At 41.8% G+C, this 12,982-nt stretch carries 7 protein-coding genes and 1 pseudogene; 1 reads left to right on the forward strand and 7 read right to left on the reverse strand.

Annotated elements, in window-relative coordinates; genetic code table 11:
* Positions 1–260 (forward strand): annotated as a pseudogene (locus HMPREF0106_RS12775) (ISAs1 family transposase); the annotation flags it as partial.
* A 219-nt stretch (positions 261–479) separates the two neighbouring features.
* On the opposite strand, the gene HMPREF0106_RS12770 reads toward HMPREF0106_RS12775, so the two are convergent.
* The 7 genes from HMPREF0106_RS12770 to HMPREF0106_RS12740 all read right to left on the reverse strand — a co-directional run bounded on the left by HMPREF0106_RS12770 (position 480) and on the right by HMPREF0106_RS12740 (position 12,968).
* The gene (locus HMPREF0106_RS12770) at positions 480–1,892 is read right to left on the reverse strand and encodes a glycosyl hydrolase family 28 protein (RefSeq protein ID WP_004305858.1); all 1,413 of its coding nucleotides are present in this window, start codon (positions 1,890–1,892) and stop codon (positions 480–482) included.
* 336 nt (positions 1,893–2,228) lie between these two features.
* Complete coding sequence (locus HMPREF0106_RS12765) at positions 2,229–3,374, reverse strand: OprO/OprP family phosphate-selective porin (RefSeq protein ID WP_004305856.1); 1,146 nt, start codon at positions 3,372–3,374, stop codon at positions 2,229–2,231.
* Between the two features lie 13 nt (positions 3,375–3,387).
* Positions 3,388–4,758 (reverse strand): DUF5690 family protein, encoded by a 1,371-nt coding sequence (locus tag HMPREF0106_RS12760; RefSeq protein WP_009039930.1) that lies wholly within the window; start codon positions 4,756–4,758, stop codon positions 3,388–3,390.
* A 219-nt stretch (positions 4,759–4,977) separates the two neighbouring features.
* On the reverse strand, positions 4,978–7,344 hold the full coding sequence (locus HMPREF0106_RS12755; RefSeq protein WP_009039931.1) for a hypothetical protein: 2,367 nt from the start codon (positions 7,342–7,344) through the stop codon (positions 4,978–4,980).
* 24 nt (positions 7,345–7,368) lie between these two features.
* Positions 7,369–9,402 carry a tetratricopeptide repeat protein gene (locus tag HMPREF0106_RS12750; RefSeq protein ID WP_009039932.1) on the reverse strand — a complete coding sequence of 678 codons (2,034 nt, stop codon included), beginning with the start codon at positions 9,400–9,402 and terminating at the stop codon, positions 7,369–7,371.
* A gap of 26 nt (positions 9,403–9,428) precedes the next feature.
* Positions 9,429–9,974 carry a DUF3575 domain-containing protein gene (locus HMPREF0106_RS12745; RefSeq protein WP_004305849.1) on the reverse strand — a complete coding sequence of 182 codons (546 nt, stop codon included), beginning with the start codon at positions 9,972–9,974 and terminating at the stop codon, positions 9,429–9,431.
* Between the two features lie 240 nt (positions 9,975–10,214).
* On the reverse strand, positions 10,215–12,968 hold the full coding sequence (locus tag HMPREF0106_RS12740) for a heparinase II/III family protein (protein WP_009039933.1): 2,754 nt from the start codon (positions 12,966–12,968) through the stop codon (positions 10,215–10,217).
* Between the last annotated feature and the right edge of the window lie 14 nt (positions 12,969–12,982).

Here is a 12,982-nt window from a genome sequence, read left to right on the forward strand (position 1 = left end):
TTCTTAAATATAAGAGAAAGCATTGGGCGGTAGAAAATGGATTGCATTGGCAGTTGGATGTTACATTTAATGAAGATGATGGAAGAAAAATGATGAATTCGGCACAAAACTTTTCCACTTTAACTAAAATGGCATTGACCATTTTGAAGAATTATCAGGATGAAGACAAGAAGACTTCTGTCAATAGGAAAAGGAAGAAGGCTGGATGGAGTGATGAGTATCTAGCTAATTTGATAAACAACTTTATTAAAGCGTTTTAACTCGTGCGTTTTCCCTGCTTATCTAATAGAAATCTATAATTGCAAGCTTTGATTATAAAAACGAAAGTTTCATTTATATAATTGCAAGTTCTAATTATATAAATGAAACTTGCATTTATAGTTTATGTTTAACCTAAAGAAAGTTTGATATTAGAAGAAAAGAAGTTTGCACCTAATACAAAGAGATTTTTCCATTCATACTTCATATACCAGATTATGCTATTTGACTGTGATATTCTTTATGTATTCATTCGTGATAAAATCATCTATATTTTTCATCTTCATGCCGTTGATAATCACATTATCGAAGATGATATTCTTGACGGAACGTTCTTTATCAAACCCTTTCAATAGAGATGGATTCTCCCCTACTCCATTATAAATGATATTCCGAAAAATAATATCTTCAATTCCCCGGCCGGGTTGCTTATCATACTTTGAATTGAAACGAACATTAATATGAAACAATCTTCCCTCCTGGATATTCTCTACACGGATATCCTCAAATAATACTTTGCGTACCAAGTTTTTATCACCGCAATCCACTGCCATACAGCCCTGATAAAGAAGATCATCTTCATCATGTTCCAGAATATCGACATTACGGACAGTTATATTCTCAAGAATCTCTCCAACCTTATCGTCCGGGTTACCGTGTCCTCCAATGTTGATCGGATGAGCAATATCCGCCCAAAGGATTGAATTCTGTAAAGTCACGTTACGACTTCCTCCGTAATAGTTCCAGCGATGGGCATAGATGGCAATACAATCATCACTGTTCCGCATAAAAACATTGTCTATTAATACGTCACTGCAACACATCAGATCTATGCCATCACTCCATCCTTTACAACTAAAAGACTTTAAATTATTGATGGTCAACCCTGTAGACTCACCACCAAATACTGTATAGTGATCTGGATTTATAACTGTAATACCGTCAATCCATATATTTTTAGAATGAGTAACTTCTATTCCACGGATCGGATGGTCGAGAATACCACGCCCGACAATGCGTACATTTTCAGCTTTGTCAATCAATAATTTAGCTTTTACAACAGCTCCGGGAGCTAAATAAACAGTAGTATTGGAAGGAATCTGTATCTGTGTGTTCGGCAAATCTTTCGGACGATGGACACCCGGTCCGAAATACATTACTTTGTCACTGCTTTCAGTATAAGTTTCTGTTTCCAAAGGATTAGCAAACAAATGAAGATTATGCAAACGATCACCGTTAAACTCAATCGACAGGCATTGAGGTCTAGTGAGTGTAAAAAAGATAGCATTGTGGTTTACCGTATGTTGTATACCTATTGCTAACGGACGGATTTTCACATCCTGAATGGTGCCATTGTTCTTTTTCACCATCACTTCTACGGGACTGCCTATATCAAACTGTACCATTGAAGCAGATTGTACCCGATCCATATCTACTTGGACTTCATATTCGAATACATCTTTCCATTCACCGCCTGCTTCACGTACTTTGACTGTATAATCATCATTATGTGGCATACCAGTGTTCAATCCTTCCGGATAGGTTACTAATTGGGCATTCCCGAATGTCGAAAATGCAATAGCTATTGCTAACAAACATTTTCTTTTACCTGATAAAACTCCTACTATATTCATATCACTAAACTATGTTATATTTTAATTATTCTGTTTATTGAAGTTCTTTCTAAAACTATACTTTCTATTCCACCCAGGTTGGCAAACTGGTAACAGAAACTATAGAAAAAATAACCAATGCAAAAAATCTCCTTTATTGTCTATTACGAACAATAAAGGAGATTTACCTAGAACATTCCAGTTTTTTCTGTCTTCTTATTTTTTACTTTTTACATACGGTTCTGCATATTGAGTCGGCAGTGCTCTCGATATGTCTTTGAAACATTTAGTAAAACTAGTATACAATACACCTTCCTATTCTTTATTATAGCTTTATTCGAACGGAACTGCCAAGTACTAGAATATGAATTGAAAACGTCCCTGTACTACACTAAAGTTTGTGCTTTCGATCTCTTTGATATGCGAGCCGGGGATGAAGTAGCTATAATTCAATTTGACAGCAATGTGTTTATTGATATAGTAATTCAATCCGAAGGAGAGGTCTTTCTGTGTTCCGCCTTTTATTCCGGCATCATTCAGAGAGAGATAATTGAAACGGGCACATAGTTCGAGTGCTTTTCCTTCCGGTCTTCCGGGACAGGCTACTTCTTCGTCATACAGATAATTCTGTCCCAACAATAGCCAGGAACATTGCAGATAAGCTCCTTGTGCCGTATAGTTCTCAAAACCCTTTTCCCGTTTTACATGGGCGCGGATGTATTCACCCTGAAGAAAGAATTTATGATAGTAAATTAGCAGTTCGGTTCCTATTTTAAATTGAGATGCTGCATGATCTACATCTGCTTGTATTAATGTACGATTATCAATCGTGCTCACGCCCGGAGATTTATAAGTAAACGTATTCCTGTTCTCATCTTCGGGAAGCGTGCCGTCCGGTGTACGATGGATAGCTGCTAATCCTATATGTACCAGTTTCGCTTGCTCATAAAGTGGACGGTAAACCAAACGTCCGTCAATGGCATATCCTTGCGATGCGTTTTTCAGGTTGCTCAAATCATTATCGGTAAAGAATCCGCCACACAGATAGTAATATTGGGTACGATAGGAATAGGCTACTCCCATACGTCGGCTATTTGTCAATGCCAGCACAGCTCCCGGAGATTGGTTGAAGCGAAGATCAAATGTACTACAAATCATATCGAGACTGAATGGCTCATAGAATTGTCCTATCTGAATGGAACTATTCTTATAGGAATAGGTGGCAAAAGCATCTTTGATGGCTACTTTGTTTCCGGCATATCCCATTTCCAGTTTCATTCCCCAGTTCTGATAGGTAGCTTTTACACCGATGCGAAGGTCATTAAATTCCGTGCCGTTGCCAAAGTTATTCGGATTCTTCAGATACACTCCTCCATCCATTAATAGACGCCCGGTGATTTTATATTGTATGCCATCGGGCAGATTCTGTGCCGTTATCCGGGAAGTCGTTAGTATTAGAGATAGAAGGAAGGAGAATTTCAAATATAGTCCTATTATTTTCATCGTCCACCTTTTATCAAATTTGTGAAAAAGTAGTTGGCTCCATACCTTCTCCCGTAAATTTTATCCCGTTGCTCATTTCGGCTTCTTTCGCTTTCTTCAGTTGTTTCTCTTTTTTATAGCGCTGTATCAGGTAAATCATGGAGCAGGTGAAAGCAACCGTACAGATCAGTCCTACGTAACCGGATAATATATTATAAAATTCCAACCAGTTTATGTCTGCATGGGCAAATTCTTTGAACATCAAGACAAGTACAGTTCCCGTATATCCGATAAAATCAATGGTCACAATGAAGAAACCGACATTTCCTTTTATCTTGAAACAAGCGATGAAGCGGTCGAAAAAAATGCTTTGAAAACAGAGGTAGGCAATATACAGACAGAGACTTTGGACAAACAGCCAGGTGATTGCATCCAATTGCAGAGAATCATAATTGAAAGATATAAAACTCATGGTGGCTGTCCCAAGTACGACCAATCCCAGCAGGGCAACCAAAACTTTTATGTTACTTTTCACAAAGGCCATCGCTCCGAATAACGCCAGAATTATTAATGTAACGACTGTATCTACCTGCGCAAACATCCATGAGGACTGTCCGTTCATATCAATAATCTTCACCAGGAAATCTTCCTTAATATCTCTAAGCACTACCAACATTAGGTTAGCTACAAACAATAATACAAGAAATGGCATAAAGTCGATGAACAGTTCTTTCCGTTGCTTGCCATTCAGAGTTACACGACTACTTTTTTGTTCTATATCTTGTGCCGTAGGTTGTGGCAAACGGGTTAAGCTATATCCCAAAAGAGCCAATAAAGGAAGTGCAAAAGCACCGATAAGTGCCGGCATCCAAAATTCGCTGACGTTCAATGTATTCATAACGAACAATCCGATGGATTTTGCCGTTCCCGAACTGATAACAATACTGATTCCTAAAAGACTGGCCAAAATATCCGTAGTGCGGCGACCTTCGATAAAACTGAAAATAACTCCCCACATACAGCCCAATGACAATCCATTGAAGAACATGGCAAACATATTATAAGGAGTGGGAAGTGCTCCGAACGCAACCAATGACAATTCCGCTACGGCAATGGAAACGAGTATAAACTTCAGGCGATTCTCTCTCTTCAATTCGGAAATCAACTTGATACCTATAAACTTGGCTATCAGATAACCTGCTATCTGAATGATAGTAACCAGTACTTTATAATCAAAGCCGAATGCTTCTATCCCGTCAAAAGTAGCAGCTGTGAAAGGTTTGCGCAATGTATAAACCAGTGAGTAAGAAAGAAGGGCTGCTCCACCTGCCCATAGAATAAAGAGGAAATCGGCTAATCTTCTGTTTGAACTTTGTTTCGATATTGCTTCAGTAATCGTTTTCATACGTTTTCGTTTTAATTTCTGGAGCAAAAGTAGAGGAGAATAGCAAGGGAGAAAATGAATTCTAAAGATTCATTTTATTCATTATCAGGTAGAAATGGAAGTAATATTAATGTAACGTTTATGTAACCGTAATTTCTTGGAAATGGAATACAAAAAGGGTTGCACAATCACTAATCCGGTATTGCGCAACCCTTTTTATTCGATTTCTTATTTTTCTTCTTATTGGAAAGTAGGCATCTTGAATCTGTACAATAATCCACCTACCATGGAAGCTACGCGGTCAGGTCTTCCCTGTTCGGAGCCATCGTATGTATCGGTACGGATACCGACTTTAGGTTCGGCATACAGATACAAAGAAGAAGCCACTTTCAGCTTTACCTGCACACCGGCATCCAGTCCCGGCACTGCTCGGAACTTACCGTAACGGCGTACCAGTCCGGCCGTAACTCCCACAAAAGGAACAACATCTATCACATGGTCGGGGCTGTATCCTTTTGCCAATGTGGCCAGACTCATCATATAATCCATACCCAAACCGGCATAATGAAGATTCATCTTCGACGACGTTTTGGCCTTGTACATAATTGTTCCATTTACCCGCCATGCAGATAACGGAGTGTACCATTTACCTATGCTTCCTTTTGCTTCTACACCTGCATTCTTCACCAAATCTTTGTTGGCTACGAGCAAGCTACCCAATCCAAGTGCACCGGAGATGAAGTAACGCTTGTCATCCTGACCAAACACGCTGCGATTGGCTGCTTTTGAATAAGGAACAAAGCGATAGTGGAAACCTGCATTGACTCCTACCATTACGTCTTTCTGCATAAAGCCCAGATTACCTTCAATGAATTTATCTCCATACAAGCGAATCTGCGGTTCAATGTACAAACCGAGAAAATCATTCACATGCCATAATCCCTGTATGCCTGCATTAATACCCGGTTGGAACTTATGGTCTGATTTGGAAGTATAAGCAAGGTTGACACCTACCGAACCTATTAAATCAAAGATACGATCGGAATTATATCCACTCATGGTAGACGTTATGTTCCACAAGTAATCAAGACCACCACTGACGCTGGCATGTCTAAGTTTGCCCGCTTTAACACTTCCCGGAACTACATAGTTCGTAAAGAATCCACCCGTACCCACCAGGCGCAAACCGGAATAAGGGCTCAACCACTTACCGATAGAGACAGAAGCCTGCGGACCTAAAGAACCAAGGTTTTCAAGATTCGTCTTATTCAGGAACATTTGCACACCGATTCCCGAAGTCATAAACAGATTGTCTGCGATGTGATTGCTTGAGAATCCGTTCTTCGGACGTGCCGCACGGTCAATCGTATGATAAGTCAAACCAAAATTCAACTCTCCGAGCTGATCCGTATTGCCACCTACTCCGCGACCTCCTGCATATCTCTTATTATACACATTGAGGCGAGGTTCTATAAATAAATCCACAGAACGGTTGATACGGAAACTTCCTTGCACACCGACTCCTATTCCCGGAGCATACTTGGCGGTTTTATCCACTCCTTTCGTACCTGCCAGGTTAACTCCGGCAATACCGATCAGACTAAATATTCTGTCTTCATCATATCCCCAAAGAACATTATTGATATTCAACAGATAGTCCGCATGCAGATCGACATGTTTAAAGTAGCCGCTTGCACTGCCCGAAGGGGTGTCTGAAAGTCCAACCGTCCCGGACAAACGCAGACCGGAAGAAGGACTGAACCATTTACCGATTCCGGCAGAGAACTGGGGACCTAATCCTTTAATCGTATTCTTGATTCCCGGAACTTTCAGTGTACTGATACCACCGGATAAAGAGATAAACATATGATTCAGGAAGGAACTTTTATCGAAATCATCGAAATGAATCTTAGTTCCCATCGGAGCAGCAGGCATATAGGTCAGACCTACCAGAACCGAACCAGCCATTTTATAGTTTCTCCAACTTTCCGTATACGCAAAACCGTCATTATACCATCCGATCCGCGGTTCTACAAACAAATCCAATGTAGAAGAAAGACGTACATTTCCCTGTAAACCGAGATGAGCGCCGTAATAAAGCTGACCGCCGCCTTTCAAATCCGGATACTTTTCGGAACGATCGCTATTGTCGCCCACCTTAGAATAACCGGCTTCTATACCTGCAATCCCTACTAACTCAAAACAACGGTTTGCATTGTATCCGTATGCCAGGGAGGACATATTCAACAGATAGTCCAGGCTGCCGCCACCCATTTTTATTTTAGAATCGTAGATACTCGACGGCAGATAACCTAAATTCACCCCTATCCGAAGTCCATGAACCGGAGTAATCCACTTTCCCATAAAGAGATGGGCGGTCATTCCCATTCCATCCTGACTATCTCCACTTGTTAACAAGCTGTATGGCCCTATTCCGGCAGAGAAAAAGAGATGTTCATTGAATTTATTGCTCTCGAACTTTTCATTTGCAGGCCGTTTCTGTAACATATATTGCAATGCACCATAATCCTGTGCCTGTAAGGTAACAGCAAGCATCAGGAAGATTGCCACTGCTACATATTTATTGTTGATTCTGAAGATATTCATCGTTTACTCTTGTTGTATATATCATTATTTAATTTTCTGCTCTTCCGGCAGCAAGTCAATAATATCACCGTCCACCTTCGCTACTTCCAATAAGGAAGGATCAAGTTCAAGGGCCTTCTCAATGCTCATAATCGCATCACCTATTTTCTCCAGGCGGTTGGCGGCAATCGCTTTTATATAATATTCGCGGGCGGTCTCTACATCTATGGTAGAAATTTTATCCCATGCTTCCTGATTCTTCTTCATTGCGAGCAGCATCACCACCTCATTGAAAGGGCTGGTAGCCGCCACCTTTTCGAAAGCATCATTATAATAACCGGCCAATGCCTGAACGATGGCCTGCAAATCTTCAGAAACCGCTTCTTCGGGAACCAATGTCAAGACTGAATCCGCTTTTGTATATTTCCCTTCGTGTAGCAAGGCAATAGCCTGATTAGACAATAACTCCGCCGGTGCCGATTTACTGACAAACGGTTCGAGAATACGTGAATCCGGAGTATCTTTCTGTATCGTTGCCACTGCCAGTTCATTGGCTGCATACGTAAAGTTATCATAAAGTTCAAGAGCTTCCCTACAATACTTTTCCCTTTCGTCGGGAGTTTTTGCTGTCGTAATCATACGGTAATATTCGAAACGGGTCAGTTCCTTCGGATTCTTTCTGTAAAGTTCTCTAATCTCGTCGTCTGTCAAGGAACGGAAGATTGAATAACCATAGGTATATTGCACCTTTCTCAATTTAGGCAAATAAGTAGCCGCAAGTTCCTTGTAGAAAGGTTTCGATTTCAAGACCCCATTCAACCGGTAAGGAGTAGCTGCATATTGTTTGATTAAGTCCTCTACTTCTTTAGCCAGTTCCGGCTTGGAGTTTTTTTTCAGCAATTCAGCTACCTCCTTCCAGGAGGCAACCGATGCATCCGATTTCACCTCCAACAGTTTACGTGTTTCCGGGTCCAGTTGTGCCAGTATACGTTCCAGGGCTTTATCCGTACGCAATTTTGCCAGACGAAGATTCGTCGCGTAAGAACCGTCCGGCGAAGCTACCCCCGTAATATGAAAACTCTTCAAAGAGGCATCCGGGTTCGTCTCAATACCACGCAATTCCTGATTCAACCGGTTCAGTTCCACCTGATTCTGTGGATTCTTATCATCCAGGTCGGCTTTACCTACCAGGAAGGTTAAGTTTACCTCACCTTTCGTATCCCGCAACTGCATCACGGGTTTCGGAAGGTATTTCTCGTCCGTCAGGCTGAAAGCGGAGAATTTATACTCCAAGAAGCGAAGCGGGTTGACCGTTCCGCGTGCAATGGAGAAAGAGTCACGATAAATGATATTCCGGTAATTTTCCATCGCCAGATGCACATCTGCACGGTAGTCATGTTGCAGATATTCTATATAGATAGAATCATGGTAAGCAATAATATCCCCCTTGCGTGAAGAAGTAGTTTTCACACGGATGTAATCGTGCAAAGGATCTTTATCCATATCATAATCGTACATTCGATTTTGCGTTGTATTATAAGTATCCCCGTCGAATACAACAGGACGCATCAACAGACGCTTTTTCAGTGTCACATCATAAATGGAAGGCTGCAATACCAAGCGACGATGTGAGTTAAACATCTCCTTAGGCACCGGGACACGGGTTTTCAGATGGAAATAATTGCCTTTGATTTCGATGTCCGTAGGTTCCGGAATCACTTTGTCCTTCACTTTGGAAGTAATCGTTACTTCGTCCAGTTCGATGACGGCATCTTTCAATACTACATTCAGAATCTGCTTTCCTGCCACCTTCACTGTTTTGTCTTCATAACCGACACATGTAAACTTCAACGAGCCGTTTTTCTCAACCAAGACACTGTAACGACCATCCTCGTCGGACATTTCTATACGTTCGTCATTGACCGGATTCAACACATTTACATTCGGAACACTTTTTCCCTGCGGGTTTGTGATATGCCCCTGCACGCGGATCCGTTGGGCGGATACATTCATACCGACGAACATCATCGCCACGAGAAGTATACCTGTTAATCTATCACGTTTCAAATTGATTTTCATTCTCTTTTCTGACTAGCTAATGTTCGTTATCGAATAATATAAACAAAGGATACCCCCAGTTTGACAGGTGCAATGGTGGTCTTACTATCGTTGACCGCACCCGGTTTCGGAGTACCCTTATCATACTTAAACTGACGGTAGCGCAACACACCCACTCCGGCAGTTGCTTCGATGTTCCAATGATCGCCCAGCACCCATGCGTATCCATAGGTCAAACCAGCGGCGTATGCATCGCCTTTGTGATGCACATCTTTTACCATCATATCAAAATTATTCACGAAAGCGGTGATTCCAAGAAAATGACTCACCATCGGACGATTTAGCCAGTAACGAACTTCAGGCTGAAAATGCGTGAAAGTCGTTTTAAAGTTGTCTGTACTGATTGGGTTCGCAGCAATCCCCATGTTTAAGGAGACATGACTACCCAATACAAATTCTGCTTCTACATTCGGACTGGCGGTCAGCCAACCCAATGCATTTGTCTTTACAGCCACCCGTTGTGCGTGCACATGTACACCACAACATAATAACAGAAATGATAACGCAGCTATTACCCTGCGACCATTTCTCATCACATATACCATCATTTATTTCCCACTAAATATTTCCCACTAAATATTTACCCACAAAAAAGGGCTTACTGTCCATTTTATATACTACTTGGACAGAAAGCCACAAAATTAGAAAAAATATAGTATTAAAAACGTTTAAACACGCTTTTTTTGTTTTTTATTGCAACAATTTCCATCTTAGGCCATAATATACCATACTACGGATAAGATATACAATTTTTCTTTATTACCAATGAAACATCAGATACGCAACAACATAGGCTCCGACGCAGCATCGGGTTTTATCTTCTTATCGCCGATAACAACCGTACAGGGAGCAGAAGAAATAATATACCATTTCCCTTCTTTCTTTTCGAGCAATACATTAGCGGCATTGTCGGTCTGAATCATTACCCCGGGTGCAACCAATTGGGTTCCATTCCCTAAAAACAACGTCCGGTTTCCTGCATATTCATTGCTAATAACAGCATAATCCGCTTTCACTTTCATTCCTTGATAAGTAGCGGTTTGTGCAGCATCAGATAGAGAGAAGATATGATCTATACGTCCGTTTTTGCTTTTCACACAGATTCCGGCAAAATCTTCTAAACCTACTCCTTCCACATCAAAATAAGAGACGGACTGAATAGCAGACGGTTCCTTTTTTGTACTCGGTTCATATATCGAAACAAAAGGACGATTCCAAGCTTCTCCATGCTGACGGGCAACAAATGTCAGCGTCGGCTGCTCCTTTATATTATAGGGCATATTCGGTGTACGGCTTAGCCCTTCGGTCATTGGCGCCAAAGCCGTAAAGACTTCACGATCCGGTTCGCCTTTCATCCAAAGATTCATGTATATATCATCGCCGTCCTTATCTTTCATATCTATGGTGAAAGTTGCCTTGACATCCTTAGCGGTTGCAGCCACTTTCTTATCATATAAATAGGAATAAGCGTAAAGATGTGCGCCTGCAAAGGCGAGTTCTTCCGTAGGCTGGAGATTCAGGTCGCTGCCATCTGCTGCTGTCAATGTCAAAGTCTGCCCAAGGTTGTGATAGAAGTAATCGTGCATCTTATCGCCTCCTTTCTCTTTCCGGCTGCGGAATACATCGACATAATACCCCGTCTCCGCCCCGGTAGTGACAATACTCATCATACGGGTCTGATCCGCCCTGCTTTCCGGTTCACGAAAATAAAGGTTACTGTAAGTAACGGACGTAAATGCTTTGCCCGGTTCCGCTGATGCCGGGAAACAGGAAAGCAAATCAAAAGAATGGTTACTTTTCATCACCGGATAGCTCGATATTCCATCCACACAAACTGTATTATGACTGGGGAATTGAGAATAATATTCCGCATAATCCAGTCCGCTGTACAAGAAAAGCCCGATACCTGCATCCGGACCCAATACGTATCCTTTTCCGTAAAGTTCCATCGAAATGCCGTTAGCGTGCATGTGATTCCCTTCACTGCCATTCAACGAAATCATCAAACTGTTGCGCGGATGCATACCGTTGCGCTGTACCAGCCATGACACATTGGGAGCATAAAACAAAGGAGAAACATAATCTTCTATCTTTCCCGGCTGCACTTTGGGATTTAGCGTCAGCGGTTTATCTTCAAAGAAAGAATTGACAGATACACGCACATTCTTCTTTTCTGTTTTATCATTTCCCAAATCCGGGTTCAGGCATTTCAATAAAGCCGTGAAATAGTTTTCCTGTTCTTTCTTCCCGTTCGCCTGTGCATTCTGTATCATACGGATAAAGAAGTTCGTACTCAAATATCCCGGATGCGTATCTCCAAAGCCACAAATCATACGGTTGGGAAACAGATATTGGGGAGTGGTTGCTACCGCTTTCGACAATACAGGCATTGCTTTCACCAAATCATATTGCAGATTCGTATCAAACTGATTCACGAAATTGGCATAATCATTGATTACCACACTGCTATATCCCGGACATTCTGCCCAAATTCCCGTATTTATATCGAAACCATAATCTGCCAATTGCGTCAGACTCCACTGGCGGATGCTGGAACGGTTCATCACATAGTCGATATAATATTCACGTCCTTTTCCGTCGGCATATTCCTTATTGTCTTCCAATACCAATCCGACATTCATAACAAACCGTGCCTGTAGCAAATTCCAGTTGTTATGAGGTACACCGTTCGCAATGATATTATCCGCCCATTTCTTAAAAGCCCCGGCGTAGATTTCCATTTTATCCGGGTAATTGGCCTTTAGATAATTATATAGAAAATCGTATAAAGGTACAGCGATATGGAGTGCGTCTTCATGGATGACTTCGAAAGAAGTCAATCCTACCAATGTTTGCTGATGGCCGTGATTCAGGTCGATGGGCACGTTTCTATAATAAATACCCGTCATATATGTATCAAAGACCCCTGCGGCAAGTTTAGCGAATTTCTCTTCATCCGTCATCCAATAAAGGAAAGCGGCATCACGGGCAATTCCCAGGATTTCGCAGTTCAGGCTTTCAATATTCCGGCCTGTTTTGGATGGGTGTACACTCTCCATAGGACGGTCGGGAAGTGCATTATTGCAGAAAGTGACATTCCCATCCTCATCATCATAAGGAACGACATCCGCCAATTTGGGACGGCCGTGGGTAGCAGCTGTGCCACGGGTTCCCGTGTAGCGCACAGTGGGATAAGGAGCTCTTTCACCACCTGCATGGTCGAACGTTTCACCTTTCACATATACTTCCGTGGCATGAGACTTCCAGTACATTGCCAAACGAGACAGCAACCACGCCGGTTGAGCATCCGTCAGGTTCGTATATACTTCCGTCCGTTCCTTCAATTTATTGAAAACATCTTTCGCCCATTCTTCTTTTTTAATCAGCTTCCATGTTTCCTGCTTTCCCGCCGGAGTAGTCAGTACCCGCGGATGTGTCTGCGGCATCTTTTCCGGCAAAGGAATCTCTTGTCCGGATGCGCTGTTCAGAAAGGATAGAAAACATAGTCCAAGTAAAATTCGTCTCATACTTCAATTTTCTT

This window comes from Bacteroides sp. D22 (assembly GCF_000163675.1).
In the GTDB taxonomy this organism is placed as follows: domain Bacteria; phylum Bacteroidota; class Bacteroidia; order Bacteroidales; family Bacteroidaceae; genus Bacteroides; species Bacteroides xylanisolvens.